At 56.2% G+C, this 14,169-nt stretch carries 16 protein-coding genes and 1 other annotated feature; of the genes, 3 read left to right on the plus strand and 13 right to left on the minus strand.

Translation table 11 applies throughout. The features are described 5' to 3' along the window. Positions 1-7 precede the first annotated feature (7 nt). The 3 genes from AC0TOY_RS11555 to AC0TOY_RS11565 are packed head-to-tail and all read left to right on the plus strand — an operon-like array spanning position 8 to position 3,406. Positions 8-1,189 carry an acetyl-CoA C-acetyltransferase gene (locus AC0TOY_RS11555; protein WP_473721863.1) on the plus strand — a complete coding sequence of 394 codons (1,182 nt, stop codon included), beginning with the start codon at positions 8-10 and terminating at the stop codon, positions 1,187-1,189. A 41-nt stretch (positions 1,190-1,230) separates the two neighbouring features. Beyond that, positions 1,231-2,625 (plus strand): GntP family permease, encoded by a 1,395-nt coding sequence (locus AC0TOY_RS11560; protein ID WP_230581870.1) that lies wholly within the window; start codon positions 1,231-1,233, stop codon positions 2,623-2,625. Positions 2,626-2,635: 10 nt separating this feature from the next. Next, a complete protein-coding gene (locus AC0TOY_RS11565; RefSeq protein WP_061715453.1) occupies positions 2,636-3,406 on the plus strand; it encodes a 3-hydroxybutyrate dehydrogenase in 771 nt (256 codons plus the stop codon). A gap of 43 nt (positions 3,407-3,449) precedes the next feature. Here AC0TOY_RS11565 and selO read toward each other — a convergent pair whose 3' ends face one another. The 13 genes from selO to infC form a co-directional block, all read right to left on the minus strand. After that, positions 3,450-4,892 carry a protein adenylyltransferase SelO gene (gene selO, locus AC0TOY_RS11570; protein ID WP_473721864.1) on the minus strand — a complete coding sequence of 481 codons (1,443 nt, stop codon included), beginning with the start codon at positions 4,890-4,892 and terminating at the stop codon, positions 3,450-3,452. 61 nt (positions 4,893-4,953) lie between these two features. Next, on the minus strand, positions 4,954-5,670 hold the full coding sequence (locus AC0TOY_RS11575; RefSeq protein ID WP_024909427.1) for an EAL domain-containing protein: 717 nt from the start codon (positions 5,668-5,670) through the stop codon (positions 4,954-4,956). A gap of 293 nt (positions 5,671-5,963) precedes the next feature. After that, positions 5,964-6,428 carry a C40 family peptidase gene (locus tag AC0TOY_RS11580; protein WP_023335377.1) on the minus strand — a complete coding sequence of 155 codons (465 nt, stop codon included), beginning with the start codon at positions 6,426-6,428 and terminating at the stop codon, positions 5,964-5,966. Positions 6,429-6,502: 74 nt separating this feature from the next. Further along, positions 6,503-7,258, minus strand: coding sequence for a vitamin B12 ABC transporter ATP-binding protein BtuD (gene btuD / locus AC0TOY_RS11585; protein WP_024909428.1), 756 nt, complete (start codon positions 7,256-7,258; stop codon positions 6,503-6,505). Further along, complete coding sequence (locus tag AC0TOY_RS11590) at positions 7,258-7,809, minus strand: glutathione peroxidase (RefSeq protein ID WP_473721865.1); 552 nt, start codon at positions 7,807-7,809, stop codon at positions 7,258-7,260. Before AC0TOY_RS11590 ends, btuD begins: the two co-directional genes overlap by 1 nt. A 34-nt stretch (positions 7,810-7,843) precedes the next feature. After that, positions 7,844-8,824, minus strand: a complete 981-nt coding sequence (gene btuC / locus AC0TOY_RS11595) for a vitamin B12 ABC transporter permease BtuC (protein WP_032650944.1) — start codon at positions 8,822-8,824, stop codon at positions 7,844-7,846. 103 nt (positions 8,825-8,927) lie between these two features. Further along, complete coding sequence (gene ihfA / locus AC0TOY_RS11600) at positions 8,928-9,227, minus strand: integration host factor subunit alpha (RefSeq protein WP_003857805.1); 300 nt, start codon at positions 9,225-9,227, stop codon at positions 8,928-8,930. Positions 9,228-9,231: 4 nt separating this feature from the next. After that, the gene (pheT, locus tag AC0TOY_RS11605) at positions 9,232-11,619 is read right to left on the minus strand and encodes a phenylalanine--tRNA ligase subunit beta (protein ID WP_473721866.1); all 2,388 of its coding nucleotides are present in this window, start codon (positions 11,617-11,619) and stop codon (positions 9,232-9,234) included. A 15-nt stretch (positions 11,620-11,634) separates the two neighbouring features. Continuing rightward, positions 11,635-12,618 carry a phenylalanine--tRNA ligase subunit alpha gene (gene pheS, locus AC0TOY_RS11610; RefSeq protein ID WP_010426091.1) on the minus strand — a complete coding sequence of 328 codons (984 nt, stop codon included), beginning with the start codon at positions 12,616-12,618 and terminating at the stop codon, positions 11,635-11,637. Positions 12,619-12,680: 62 nt separating this feature from the next. Continuing rightward, positions 12,681-12,805, minus strand: a sequence feature (Phe leader region). Then, positions 12,756-12,800 carry a pheST operon leader peptide PheM gene (pheM, locus tag AC0TOY_RS11615; RefSeq protein ID WP_001386830.1) on the minus strand — a complete coding sequence of 15 codons (45 nt, stop codon included), beginning with the start codon at positions 12,798-12,800 and terminating at the stop codon, positions 12,756-12,758. Its footprint overlaps the feature before it by 45 nt. A gap of 117 nt (positions 12,806-12,922) precedes the next feature. Then, complete coding sequence (gene rplT / locus AC0TOY_RS11620) at positions 12,923-13,279, minus strand: 50S ribosomal protein L20 (protein ID WP_000124850.1); 357 nt, start codon at positions 13,277-13,279, stop codon at positions 12,923-12,925. A 49-nt stretch (positions 13,280-13,328) separates the two neighbouring features. Continuing rightward, positions 13,329-13,526, minus strand: coding sequence for a 50S ribosomal protein L35 (rpmI, locus tag AC0TOY_RS11625; RefSeq protein WP_001124225.1), 198 nt, complete (start codon positions 13,524-13,526; stop codon positions 13,329-13,331). A 97-nt stretch (positions 13,527-13,623) separates the two neighbouring features. Then, a complete protein-coding gene (gene infC / locus AC0TOY_RS11630) occupies positions 13,624-14,166 on the minus strand; it encodes a translation initiation factor IF-3 (protein WP_023616141.1) in 543 nt (180 codons plus the stop codon). Between the last annotated feature and the right edge of the window lie 3 nt (positions 14,167-14,169).

Below are 14,169 nucleotides of genomic sequence, written 5' to 3' on the forward strand. Positions count from 1 at the left end.
ACTTACGATGAAAGAGGTCATGATTGTCGGGGCAACGCGAACCCCCATTGGCAGTTTTCGCGGATCGCTATCTTCCCTTTCAGCGGTTGAGCTGGGGGCCATAGCGGTGAGTCGTCTGCTGGAGAACAGCGGTCTTCCAGCTGAGACGATAGATGAGGTGATTTTCGGTCAGGTGCTGACGGCGGGATGCGGACAAAACCCTGCGCGCCAGACGGCCATCAACGCCGGATTGCCCGTCCGCACTCCAGCGACAACGGTCAACCTGGTCTGCGGTGCGGGCTTGAAAGCGGTGCAGCTCGCCGCGCAGGCGATCCGCTGCGGCGACGCGGATGTGGTTATCGCTGGCGGTCAGGAGAGCATGAGCAATGCCCCTTATCTGCTGGACGGCGCACGTTCAGGGCTGCGTTTTGGCCATACGGGCCTGCAGGACAGCATGATTACCGACGGTCTGTGGGACGCGTTCAACGATTATCACATGGGGATCACCGCTGAAAACGTCGCCCGTGAGAATGACATTTCCCGCGAGCAGCAGGACGCCTTTGCCGCCCGGTCGCAGCAAAAAGCGGCCGCCGCCATCGAAGCGGGTCGCTTTGACACCGAGATAGCGCCGGTGACGGTGAAACAGGGTAAAAAACCGCCGCTTATCGTCAGCCGTGACGAACAGCCCCGGCCAGGGACCAGCGCTGAGCAGCTTGCGCAGCTGCGCCCCGCCTTTTTGCAGGTGGAAGGCACGGTCACGGCGGGAAATGCCTCCACGCTCAACGACGGCGCCGCTGCGGTGCTGCTGATGAGCGGCGAAAAGGCGCGGGAGAGCGGGTTGCCGATCCTCGGTCGCATCGTGAGCTATGCCGTGACGGGCGTTGACCCATCGGTGATGGGCATCGGTCCGGTCAGCGCCTGTCAGACCGCGCTGGCGCGGGCGGGCTGGACGCTCGATGACGTGGACCTCATCGAAGCCAATGAAGCCTTTGCCGCCCAGACGCTGGCGGTGGGCAAGCAGCTCGGCTGGGATGCGCAAAAGGTGAACGTTAACGGCGGCGCTATCGCCCTCGGTCATCCGATTGGCGCCTCCGGCTGCCGCATCCTCGTGACGCTGCTGCACGAAATGCAGCGCCGTGACGTTAAAAAAGGGCTCGTCACCCTGTGCGTAGGCGGCGGGCAAGGCATTGCCCTGACCGTTGAGCGTTAAACATCTCGTTGGTACCCGAATAATAATGACAGTGAGGAGTCGTGATGAGTGTATTAATTGCCCTGGCGGCGCTGGCGCTGCTGATGCTGGCGGCCTATCGCGGATACAGCGTGATTTTGTTTGCGCCGATTGCGGCGCTCGGCGCCGTGCTGCTGACCGACCCGGGCGCCGTCGGCCCGACGTTTACCGGCCTGTTTATGGAAAAAATGGTCGGCTTCGTCAAGCTCTACTTCCCGGTGTTCCTGCTGGGAGCGGTGTTTGGCAAACTGATTGAGCTTTCCGGTTTCTCACGGTCCATCGTCGCTGCGGCGATTCAGATCCTCGGCCGTCGCCACGCGATCCCGGTAATTGTTCTCGTGTGCGCGCTGTTAACCTACGGCGGGGTGTCGCTGTTCGTGGTGGCGTTTGCGGTTTATCCGTTCGCCGCGGAACTGTTCCGCCAGAGCGGCATCCCTAAACGGCTGATCCCGGCCACCGTGGCGCTGGGGGCATTTTCGTTTACCATGGATGCCCTGCCCGGCACGCCGCAGATCCAGAACATTATCCCCACCAGCTTCTTTGGTACCAACGCCTGGGCCGCGCCGTGGCTGGGGCTGATTGGCTCGCTGTTTATTATCTTTTTTGGCCTGCTCTGGCTGGAGCGCCAGCGTCGTAAGGCGCTCAGCAACAACGAGGGTTACGGCACGGAACTGAAAAATGAACCGGAAACGCCGGACAACATTAACCTCCCTCACCCGCTGATTGCTATCTCCCCGCTGCTGGTAGTGGGCATACTGAACCTGCTGTTTACCCGCTGGATCCCCGGCTGGTACGGCACGACCCACGAGCTTACGCTTCCAGGTCTGGCGAAACCGATTGTGACCGAGGTGGGCAAGATCACCGCCATCTGGGCCGTGGAAGCGGCACTGATCTCAGGTATCGTGCTGGTGCTGATTTTTGGCTTTCGCAATATCCGGGGGCGTCTGGCTGAAGGCAGCCGGACCGCGGTGAGCGGTGCCATTCTGGCGGCGATGAATACCGCCTCGGAATACGGTTTCGGCGCGGTTATCGCCGCCCTGCCCGGTTTTCTGGTGTTATCTCACGCGCTGGCGGCCATTCCGAATCCGCTGCTGAATGAAGCCATCAGCGTGACGGTGCTTGCGGGGATCACCGGCTCGGCGTCCGGCGGGATGAGTATTGCCCTCGCCGCCATGGCCGACTCGTTTGTCGCCGCCGCCCACGCCGCCAATATCCCGCTTGAGGTGCTGCACCGCGTGGCCTCAATGGCGAGCGGCGGTATGGATACGCTGCCCCATAACGGCGCGGTGATTACTCTGCTGGCGATTACCGGCCTCAGCCATCGCCAGGCCTACGGCGGCATTTTCGCTATCACCATCATTAAAAGTCTGGCAGTGCTTTTTGTCATTGCCGTGTTCTATCTGACCGGCATTGTGTAAGGAGAGAAAGATGAATCTGAACGGTAAGACCGCACTGGTGACAGGCTCGACCAGCGGCATTGGTCTGGGGATCGCCCGAGTGCTGGCGAAGGCCGGGGCGCAGCTGATCCTCAACGGTTTCGGCGACAGCGAATCAGCACGAGAAGAGATTGCGCAACTGGGCAAAAAGCCGGGCTATCACGATGCAGACCTGCGTGACGTGCTGCAAATTGAAGCCATGATGCGCTACGCCGAATCGCAGTTTGGCGGCGTGGACATTCTTGTCAACAACGCCGGGATACAGTATGTCGCCCCGGTTGACGCGTTTCCGGTGGAGAAATGGAACGACATTATCGCCATTAATCTCTCCTCGGTGTTTCATACCAGCCGGCTGGCGCTGCCCGCCATGCGCGAGAAAAACTGGGGGCGCATCATTAATATCGCCTCCGTTCACGGACTGGTCGCGTCAAAAGAGAAGTCGGCTTACGTGGCCGCCAAGCATGGCGTAGTGGGCTTTACGAAATCGCTGGCGCTGGAAACCGCGCGCACCGGCATTACCGCCAATACGATCTGTCCCGGCTGGGTGCTGACGCCTCTGGTGCAGCAGCAGATCGACAAACGTATCGCTGAGGGCGTACCGCCGGAGCAGGCTCGCGATCTGCTCCTTGCAGAAAAACAGCCTTCGGGCGAGTTTGTCACCCCGGAGCAGCTGGGCGAACTGGCGCTGTTTTTGTGTAGCGACATCGCCGTGAACGTTCGCGGCGCCGCGTGGAATATGGATGGCGGCTGGGTCGCGCAGTGATGTTCAGGCCGGGTTAGGCGACGCCGCCGCCCGGCAAAAATCGCTAGCTTGAGCAGCTGACCTCCAGCCGCTTGCCCCAGTCAGGCGGGCGGCTGACGTAGTCGTCGTCCCGATCGGCAAACGGCGTGCGCAACGCCACGTGCAGACGGTGTAACTCGTCGTACTCGCCCTGCTCTGCCTGCTCAATCGCCCGCTGCGCCAGCCAGTTGCGCAACACCATCGCGGGGTTCGTGGCGTTCATCTGCGCCTGGCGGGCGGCGTCATCCACCTGCTCCTGCTGCAGCCGCGTGCGGTAGGATGCAAACCAGTCGTCAAACGCCTGTCTGTCAATAAACTCATCGCGCAGCGGCGATGCGGCGCTGTACTGCTCCGTCTGCCCCAGCATCCGGAAGGTGCGCGTGTAATCGCTGCCCTCGCGCGCCATCAGGGCAAACAGGCCATTGAGGATGTCGTTATCGCCCTTCTCCTGCGTCACCAGCCCCAGCTTGTTGCGCATCAGCGTGCCATATTCCCGCAGTAAGATCTCCTGATAGCTGTCGAGGGCATCATTCAGGGCATCAACGTCGATAAACGGCGACAGGGTTTGTGCAAGCCGCTGCAGGTTCCACAGGCCCACCGCGGGCTGATTGTCAAAACTGTAGCGCCCCTGATAGTCGGAGTGGTTGCAGATGTACCCAGGCTGATAATCATCCAGGAAGCCAAAAGGACCGTAGTCAAAGGTCAACCCGAGAAGCGACATGTTGTCCGTATTCATCACGCCATGGGCAAAGCCTACCGTTTGCCAGCGGGCAATCAGGGTTGCGGTACGAGCCACCACGTCCCTGAACCAGAGAACGTATTTATCCGCCTCGTCCTGCAAATGTGCCCAGTGGTGACGAATGGCAAAGTCAGCCAGCTGGCGCACCTTTTCCGGCTCGCGACGATAGTAAAAATGCTCAAAATGACCGAAGCGCAAATGGCTTTGCGCGATACGCATTAGCATTGCACCCTTTTCCACGGTTTCACGCACAACCGGGGTATCGCTGGTCACGATCGACAGCGCGCGGGTGGTGGGGATACCCAGGGCATGCATCGCCTCGGAGCCCAGGCACTCGCGAATCGTTGAACGCAGTACCGCGCGCCCGTCGCCCATCCGCGAATAGGGAGTCAGGCCGGCACCTTTCAGGTGCCAGTCAACCGTCTCCCCGTTTGGAAGCTGTTGTTCGCCGAGCAGGATCCCCCTGCCGTCGCCCAGTTGTCCCGCCCAGACGCCAAACTGATGTCCGCTATAGACCTGAGCCAGAGGCTGCATACCGGCAAGAAGCGTTTCACCGCCCCAGACGCCAGCGCCCTCTGAACGCTGAAACAGCTCAGGCGGAATCGCCAGTTCTTCAGCCAGCAAATCGTTATGCCAGATAAGACGTGAATTGTGTAACGGTGTAGGTTTGAGTGCGGTGTAAAAGCCAGGCAACTCGTCATGCCAGTGAGCAGTAAAAGACAGGGTCATAAGTCCTCCTGCTTTTAGTGTAGAGGGTTTACCCGGACTTAAACACGGGCGAAAGCAAGGGTTATCGCTGCTGAACCAGCGTAGTGACGTGTTCTGCAGAGACGGCTGGCCAGAGAGCCCCCTGCATTGCACCAAAATTGAAGGACAAAACGCGCTGCAACAGGCCGTGGTCGTCAATACCCGAGACAATCACTGACTGGCAGTGCGGCGTGATTTGCCAGAGGATTGCGCGCATAAAAGGCTCAAAAGAGAGCTCCGGGGCACGCTGCTGAATGAATCCTTTATCAAGGATGACCCGTTTAAATAATCCATCATAGACCGCTTTGAGCGAGGCGGCGCCTGCACCAAAGTTTGCCAGGACCAACGGGAAATGGATTGCCATTCTCGCCAGCTGCAGGTCGTCCTTTCCGTTATTTAAACCTGGATAATTCTCATTAACAGTAAACTCAAGAAACGGATAACGCTCAAGGATTGAAACAGCGTTTCCATTACTTAATAAAAATTCAACTATTGCAGGTGTAATATTGATCCATGCAATTAACTGATGCTGAATAAAAAACAGTTTACAGGTATCAAGCAATTGCAGTTTTTCGTCAAACAGCGCTAACTCTTCAGCCGCTGAAAGCCGAGGGATAACAAGCTCAGTGGGGATCCGCACATTGCTGCCGACGCCAGTAAAGTTAACCAGAATTTCTAAGCCTTTCAGCTCACCTGCGCTATTACGGGCAGGCAGAAGCAGCAGTTCAGACTGGTAAGCATTATCTAGCGTAATAATCATTGCACTCGCCCCGCATTAAAGATGAGAGAGGACATCCTGGAGCAATTGCCGACACAATTCCACTGTCTTGATTTTAATAAGATTAATTTCATTAGTTCCGTATTAATTTTCAGATTTATCCCTGAATCTAAAATAATTTTATCCTGGTTACAGAATAATAGCCAGTTTTAGATAAAACAGACACATGCAGGATTCGCTAATTTTAGGTAAATTTAACTTTAAGCATCTTATTTGAGAAAAAACGGCATGATTTATTCTTATCATGCCGTCATAAGAGAAGTATCCGACAAAGACTATATACGTCGTGCCTGCCAGAAATTTTTACGCCAGTAAACATTATCAAGAGAGGAGCGCATCACCCCGCGACTGGTCGAGGCGTGAATGAACTGATTGTCTGTATCATATATGCCCACGTGAAGACCGCTTTCACCCGAACCAGTTTTGAAGAAAACCAGGTCTCCGGGGAGAAGATCGTCTTTATCAATTTCAGTGCCGATTTCTGCCTGCTTGCGCGTTTCTCGCGGAAGCTGTAAATCAAACTTATCGCGAAACGTCATCAGAACGAAGCCGGAGCAATCCACACCGCCGCGGCTCATGCCGCCGTAACGATAAGGCGTGCCGCGCCAGTTGCTCAGCTGATCGTTAAGGCTGGCAATAACGGTGATCGAATCTGAAAGCCGTGGGTTAGGCGGCGGCGCACGATGGCTACTGCATCCCGCAAGAAAGAGTGTGGCCATCAGGAGAAACCAGAATCGCATTTTCAGACGAATCCTCTGCTTTTATTGTTCTTTTCGTAATTTAGCGTGCAATTGTGCTCACAGGCAAGAAACGGTTACGCCTGCCCGGTAGAAATCAGCATCTTATGTCCTTCTATATCCAGCCTGCGGAACGACATGTTGTATGCGCGGGCAAGATGGGGTGGCGTAAGAACCTGATCCCGTGCACCGCTGGCGATCATCTTTCCCTTCGAGAGCAGCCATACCCGGTGGGCATGACGCAGGGTGTGGTTGAGGTCATGGCTGCTCATCACCACGGCAATGCCTTTTCGGCTCAGGGTGCTTAACAGCGTATCCAGTGCCGCCTGCTGCGCCACGTCCAGACCGCTCATGGGCTCATCGAGAAGCAGCATCCGCCCGTGAGGATTGCCGGCCGGGTGGATCTGAAGGATGACAGCCGCCAGGCGCACCCGCTGCCACTCTCCGCCGGAAAGCTGGCTGGCGTGCCGGGACAATTTATCTTCCAGCCCCAGAGCCGCGGCCACGTCCGTCAGCAGTGACGTTTGTTGTTTGTCGTGCAAATGCAGCATCAGATAGTGCCAGACCGGCATCGCAAAGGGCGGCATCTGCTGCTGCACGAGGTAACTGCGCCTATGCGCCAGCGAGACCGGCGACCAGTCGGCGAGCGTATGCTCCAGCAGCGTTATCTGCCCTTCTCCGTCGGTCATGCCTGCCATCCGTGCCAGCAGCGTGCTCTTCCCCGCACCGTTTGGCCCGACGAGATGCAGAATTTCTCCCGCATTGACGGCACCGGATATCGCCTCCAGACGCCCCTTCTCGGCAACGTCCGTGAGCTGCATCAGCAATGACATTATTTCGCCAGCGCCAGCTTGATCGATTCCATGAGGATCGGATCCTCAGGGGTCATATCCGGCGAAAAGCGCTGAACCACCTGGCCGTCGCGACCAATCAGGAATTTTTCAAAATTCCACAGGATATCGTCCGGGTAAAGCGGCGCGCGGCCTTTGCTGGCCATGCGTTCATAAAAACCGCTTCCTTCCGGCGCAACGGCCTTCGGCGCGGCAGAGATCAGCTTCGCATACAGCGGATGGCGGTCTTCACCGTTGACATCGATTTTGCTGAACATCGGGAACGTCACGCCATAGGTGGTGCTGCAGAAGGTTTTGATCTCCTCTTCGCTGCCCGGCTCCTGGCCGAGGAACTGGTTGCACGGGAAGCCCAGAACGGTGAAACCGTCTTTCTCCCAGGCCTTCTGAATGTTTTCCAGCTGCTCGTACTGCGGCGTCAGGCCACATTTGGATGCCACGTTGACGACAAGCAACACGTTGCCTTTGTAGCCTTCCAGCGTGGTTTTCTCGCCGTCAATGGTGGTCACTTCAGTATTCAGGATAGTTGACTGCATAGCATTCCCTCAGGTTGTCTTACGGCTAGTTGATTTAACGTCCAGCTTTTAATAGTAGCCAGATAAAGACCGGCGCGCCCAGCGTGGCGGTCACCACGCCAATCGGCAGCTCTGCGGCCGTCAGGGCTAGCCGGGCGATGATATCGGCCACCAGCAGCGTGACGGCCCCGGCGACCGCCGAGGCCGGAAGCAGAGTCCGATGGTCCGTGAGGCCACACAGACGCAGCATGTGCGGAATAACCAGCCCGATAAAACCGATCGCGCCCGCCAGAGCCACGCTGACGCCAACCAGCCAGCCAATGACGATCACCAGCACATTACGCCAGAACCCAATCGGCATGCCGAGCTGGCGGGCAGAGGTTTCACCCAGCGCGAGCATATTCAGTGGCTGCGCCTGCAGGGCAGCCCACACGATGACCGGTACCAGCAGCGCCATCAGCCAGCCCTGGTGCCAGTCAACGCCCCCAAAGCCGCCCATCATCCAGTACATCAGCTGACGCAAGTCAAAGGATGTTGAGAAGTAGACCGCCCAGGTCATCAACGCGCTACAGATGATCCCCAGCGCCACGCCGGCAAGCAGCAGACGGCTGGTCGATAAGTGCCGTCTGGCAAAGCGAAGAAGGATCGCTGTGATCAGCAATGCGCCGAGAATAGCGCTCAGGCTAATACTCCATCCGGAGAGTTCTCCCCCGCCCAGCATTACCGCTGCAATCAGCCCCACGCCTGCCCCGTTCGACACGCCAAGCAGCCCGGGCTCCGCCAGCGGGTTATCAAACAACGCCTGCATAATGGTGCCGCACAGCGCCAGCGCGGCACCCACCAGAACCACCGCGACGGTGCGCGGCAGGCGAATTTGCCAGACGAAGAGCTGCCCGTCCGGCCCCCACCAGCTTTCAGGCCCTATCCATCGGTCTCCGGCGCAGAGGCTCACGGCCGCGGCGACAATGAGCAATAGCACCAGCAAAAGCAGGCGACGCTTATCGGAACGGTGCTGGCGATGGGCATAATCAAGCATGTGTACGGTTTTAGTAGCGTGAGATGTAATTGATTTTACGGCGGGTTTGCCGGAGAGCGCAAAGAAAAAAGGCCGCGTGGGCGGCCTTTTTAGTTAGTTCATATTACTCTGCTTTGGGCGTTGCGTTTTCGACACGGCTTTTTAACTTCTGGCCGGGTCTGAAGGTCACCACGCGGCGGGCTGTAATGGGAATATCTTCCCCCGTCTTCGGGTTGCGGCCCGGACGTTGGTTTTTGTCTCGCAAATCAAAATTGCCAAAACCGGAGAGTTTTACCTGCTCACCATTTTCCAGAGCACGACGGATCTCTTCGAAAAACAGCTCTACCAGCTCTTTGGCATCCCGTTTGCTAAGCCCAAGCTTATCAAACAGATATTCTGACATTTCAGCTTTTGTAAGCGCCATAGGTTCAATCCCTCAATGATGCCTGGAATCGCTCTTTTAATGCCTCTACACATTTGGCGACGGTAGCGGCAATCTCCTCTTCTTCGAGTGTACGGCTGGTATCCTGAAGGATAAGGCTAATAGCGAGGCTCTTGAAACCTTCTGCTACGCCCTTGCCGCGGTACACGTCAAATAAGTTTACGCCAACTACCTGATTTACGCCAACTTTCTTACATTCGGCCAAAATATCTGCTGCGGGCACATTTTCCGCGACCACAACCGCGATATCACGGCGGTTTGCCGGGAAGCGGGAGACGTCCTGAGCCTGAGGAATAACGCGGTCAGCCACCGGGTTCCATTCCAGCTCGAACACGATGGTACGGCCGTTCAGGTCCAGCTTGCGCTCCAGCTCAGGGTGAACAACCCCAATAAAACCAACGCGTTTGCCGTCTAAATAGATAGCTGCGCTCTGGCCCGGATGCAGTGCCGGGATGGCTTCTGCGCGGAATTCAATTTCAGATAATTTACCGGTCAGATCCAGAATCGCTTCCAGATCGCCCTTCATATCGTAGAAATCAACCGTGCCTTTTGCCAGGTCCCAGTGCTCTTCATAGCGGTTGCCGCTGATGGCGCCAGCCAGCATGAGATCCTGACGGATGCCTAAATTTGCCTGATTATCCGGTACAAAGCGCAAACCGCTTTCGAAAATTCGCACGCGGTTTTGCTGACGATTCTGGTTATAAACGACAGTGCCCAGCAGGCCCGTCCACAGAGACAGACGCATCGCGGACATTTCGCTGGAGATTGGGCTTGGCAGGATCAGCGCCTCCTGGCCCGGGTGGATCAGCTGCTGCAGCTTTGGATCCACAAAGCTGTAGGTGATCACTTCCTGGTAGCCTTTGTCATTCAGCATGGTTTTCACACGCTTCAGGGACAGGTCGGCTTCACGGTGGGTGCCCATCACCAGACCTGCCTGGACAGGCTCGTCAGGGATGTTGTTATAGCCGTAAACGCGGGCCACTTCTTCCACCAGATCTTCTTCAATTTCCATGTCGAAACGCCATGATGGCGCAACGGCTTTCCACTCGTCCTGGCCTTCGGTCACTTCACAGCCCAGACGCTTCAGGATATCGGTCACCTGCGCATCGGCAACATGGTGCCCAATCAGACGATCCAGCTTGCTGCGGCGCAGAGTGATGGTCGCACGCTTCGGCAGCGTCGCTTCGTGGGTGACGTCGATCACCGGGCCCGCTTCGCCGCCGCAGATGTCGATCAGCAGGCGGGTGGCACGTTCCATTGCTTTGTACTGCAGCGCCGGGTCAACGCCACGCTCGTAGCGATGAGACGCATCGGTGTGCAGACCGTGACGGCGTGCGCGACCGGTGATAGAGAGCGGGCTGAAGAACGCGCACTCCAGCAGCACGTTTTGGGTTTCGTCATTGACGCCCGAATGCTCGCCACCGAATATACCGCCCATTGCCAGCGCTTTGCTGTGGTCAGCAATCACCAGGGTGTCGGCGTTCAGTTTCGCTTCGCTGCCGTCCAGCAGAACCAGGGTTTCACCCTCTTTCGCCATGCGCACCACAATACCGCCTTCGATACGATCTTTATCGAACGCGTGCATTGGCTGGCCCAGCTCCAGCAGAACGTAGTTGGTCACGTCGACCACGGCGTCGATAGAGCGGATACCGCAGCGGCGCAGCTTCTCTTTCATCCACAGCGGGGTTGGCGCCTTAACGTTGATGCCTTTCACCACGCGACCGAGGTAGCGCGGGCAGGCATCCGCAGCGTCAACCTGAATAGGCAGCACGTCACTGATGGTCGCTTCAACCGGCGCAACGTCCGGCGCATTCAGTTCGGTCTGGTTCAGCACGGCAACGTCGCGCGCCACGCCGATGATCCCTAAGCAGTCGGCACGGTTTGGCGTGACGCTGATTTCGATGGTGTTGTCATCAAGCTTCAGGTACTCACGGATATCGGTGCCGATTGGCGCATCCAGCGGCAGCTCAATGATGCCGTTGTGATCGTCGGAAATACCCAGCTCGGAGAAGGAACACAGCATGCCTTCAGACGGCTCGCCGCGCAGCTTAGCCGCTTTGATTTTGAAATCGCCCGGCAGTACCGCACCGACGGTCGCCACGGCCACCTTCAGGCCCTGACGGCAGTTTGGCGCACCGCAGACGATATCCAGCAGACGGTCACCGCCCACGTTCACTTTTGTTACACGCAGTTTGTCAGCGTTAGGGTGCTGACCGCACTCTACCACTTCGCCGACGACCACGCCGTTGAATGCACCTGAAACCGGCTCAACGCCGTCCACTTCCAGACCCGCCATGGTGATCTGGTTAGAAAGCGCTTCGCTGTCCAGCGTGGTGTTCACCCACTCGCGTAACCACAGTTCACTGAATTTCATTGTTCTGTCCTGCCCTTATTTAAACTGTTTGAGGAAACGCAGATCGTTTTCGAAGAATGCACGTAAGTCGGTCACGCCGTAACGCAGCATAGTCAGACGCTCCATGCCCATGCCGAAGGCAAAGCCGGAGTAAACTTCCGGATCGATACCCACGTTGCGCAGCACGTTTGGATGCACCATGCCGCAGCCCAGCACTTCCAGCCATTTGCCGTTTTTACCCATCACGTCAACTTCTGCAGACGGTTCGGTGAACGGGAAGTAGGACGGACGGAAACGAACCTGCAGATCTTCCTCAAAGAAGTTGTTCAGGAAATCGTGCAGCGTGCCCTTCAGGTTGGTAAAGCTGATGTTTTTATCAACGATCAGACCTTCCATCTGGTGGAACATTGGGGTGTGGGTCTGATCGTAGTCGTTACGATAGACGCGGCCCGGCGCGATAATGCGAATTGGCGGCTCCTGATCCTTCATGGTACGGATCTGAACGCCGGAGGTCTGGGTACGCAGCAGACGCGTAGCGTCGAACCAGAAAGTGTCGTGGTCAGCGCGTGCCGGATGATGGCCAGGAATGTTCAGGGCGTCGAAGTTATGGTAATCATCTTCGATTTCCGGGCCAGTCGCCACGGTAAAGCCGAGCTCACCGAAGAAACTTTCAATGCGATCGATGGTGCGGGTAACCGGGTGCAGACCGCCGTTTTCGATACGGCGACCCGGCAAAGAAACGTCAATCGTCTCTGCGGCCAGACGCGCATTCAGCACCGCGCTTTCCAGCTCGGCTTTGCGCGCGTTCAGCGCCTGCTGTACCTGCTCTTTGGCTTCGTTAATCACCGCACCCGCAGCCGGGCGTTCTTCTGGCGGCAGCTCACGCAGGGTTGTCATTTGAAGGGTCAGGTGCCCTTTCTTCCCAAGATATTCGACGCGGACATTGTCTAACGCGGCAACATCTGAGGCCTGATTAATGGCGGCTGTTGCACTGGCAACCAGCTCTGCGAGATGTGACATGATTTTCCTCATTATGTCGGTGCAGACACCGATTTGGTGGAGTTATTCTCTCAAATTCAGGCACAAAAAAAGCCTCCATCGGGAGGCTTATCTGGCGCTGTTTTTCGTTTCATCTTTCACGCGCTAGCCTCCTGAAGTCAGGTGCTAAAGTAAAAGAAGAAGCGGAAAATAGCAGCATTCATGCTTGCGTTACCTTGTCTGGTAAAAACCGTTAAGACCTTATTGAAAAGCCTGGACGGATAAATGTCAATCTTCTGATGGTGTTAAATGAAAAGAGGGAGCCAGGCCCCCTCTCTCAACTGGCTTATGCCAGTGCTGCTTTCGCTTTTTCGACCAGAGCGGTGAACGCTACTTTGTCGAATACTGCGATGTCAGCCAGGATCTTACGGTCGATTTCAACAGAGGCTTTTTTCAGGCCGTTGATGAATTTGCTGTAAGAAATACCGTTCTGACGTGCTGCTGCGTTGATACGCGCAATCCACAGTTGACGGAACTGACGCTTACGCTGACGACGGTCACGGTAAGCGTACTGACCTGCTTTGATAACAGCCTGGAAGGCAACGCGGTAAACGCGTGAACGCGCACCGTAGTAGCCTTTAGCTTGTTTCAAAATTTTCTTGTGACGTGCACGTGCAATTACACCACGTTTTACGCGAGCCATGTGTGCTCTCCTGTATCTATTCTAAGTTAAAAAAGTTAAACGAAACGACTTATGCGTACGGCAGGCACGCGATGACCAGGCCCAGATCGCCTTTAGAAACCATGGCTTTTGGACGCAGGTGACGTTTACGCTTGGTAGCTTTCTTAGTCAGAATGTGACGCAGGTTAGCGTGCTTGTGCTTAAAACCACCTTTACCGGTTTTTTTGAAGCGCTTAGCAGCACCGCGTACGGTCTTAATTTTTGGCATTTTAATAACTTCCACTTCGCATTGTTAAATAAACGAAACATAGGCGAACAAAACCTATGAAACCCGAAGGCTCCACAGATTTTGCTGCTTGAAGGCCTTACTGTTTCTTCTTAGGAGCGAGCACCATGATCATCTGGCGGCCTTCGATCTTCGTAGGGAAGGATTCGACTACTGCCAGTTCACTCAGATCGTCACGGACGCGGTTAAGCACTTCCATACCAATCTGTTGGTGGGCCATCTCACGACCGCGGAAACGCAGTGTGATCTTGGCCTTATCGCCATCTTCCAGAAAGCGAATCAGGCTGCGGAGTTTTACCTGATAATCGCCATCGTCGGTACCAGGACGGAATTTGATTTCCTTAACCTGGATAACTTTTTGCTTCTTCTTCTGTTCCTTAGAAGACTTACTCTTTTCATAAAGGAACTTGCCGTAGTCCATGATACGACAAACTGGCGGTTCGGCGTTAGGGCTGATTTCAACTAAATCTACTCCAGCTTCTTCAGCCTTTTCGATTGCTTCTCTCAGACTCACAATCCCCAGCTGCTCGCCTTCCAGACCTGTTAAGCGAACTTCCTGGGCGCGAATCTCGCCATTGATACGATTCGGACGTGCCGTTTGAACTCGTTTTCCGCCTTTAATACC

Source organism: Enterobacter sp. PL_is379 (genome assembly GCF_055817355.1).

Coding starts and splice junctions, on each gene's coding strand:
- btuC (WP_032650944.1), bottom strand. CDS start 8,824: ATGCTTGATTATGCCCATCGCCAGCACCGTTCCGATAAGCGTCGCCTG.
- ihfA (WP_003857805.1), bottom strand. CDS start 9,227: ATGGCGCTTACAAAAGCTGAAATGTCAGAATATCTGTTTGATAAGCTT.
- btuD (WP_024909428.1), bottom strand. CDS start 7,258: ATGTCATTGCTGATGCAGCTCACGGACGTTGCCGAGAAGGGGCGTCTG.
- pheS (WP_010426091.1), bottom strand. CDS start 12,618: ATGTCACATCTCGCAGAGCTGGTTGCCAGTGCAACAGCCGCCATTAAT.
- selO (WP_473721864.1), bottom strand. CDS start 4,892: ATGACCCTGTCTTTTACTGCTCACTGGCATGACGAGTTGCCTGGCTTT.
- AC0TOY_RS11580 (WP_023335377.1), bottom strand. CDS start 6,428: ATGCGATTCTGGTTTCTCCTGATGGCCACACTCTTTCTTGCGGGATGC.
- AC0TOY_RS11575 (WP_024909427.1), bottom strand. CDS start 5,670: ATGATTATTACGCTAGATAATGCTTACCAGTCTGAACTGCTGCTTCTG.
- AC0TOY_RS11555 (WP_473721863.1), top strand. CDS start 8: ATGAAAGAGGTCATGATTGTCGGGGCAACGCGAACCCCCATTGGCAGT.
- AC0TOY_RS11565 (WP_061715453.1), top strand. CDS start 2,636: ATGAATCTGAACGGTAAGACCGCACTGGTGACAGGCTCGACCAGCGGC.
- AC0TOY_RS11590 (WP_473721865.1), bottom strand. CDS start 7,809: ATGCAGTCAACTATCCTGAATACTGAAGTGACCACCATTGACGGCGAG.
- rpmI (WP_001124225.1), bottom strand. CDS start 13,526: ATGCCAAAAATTAAGACCGTACGCGGTGCTGCTAAGCGCTTCAAAAAA.
- pheT (WP_473721866.1), bottom strand. CDS start 11,619: ATGAAATTCAGTGAACTGTGGTTACGCGAGTGGGTGAACACCACGCTG.
- rplT (WP_000124850.1), bottom strand. CDS start 13,279: ATGGCTCGCGTAAAACGTGGTGTAATTGCACGTGCACGTCACAAGAAA.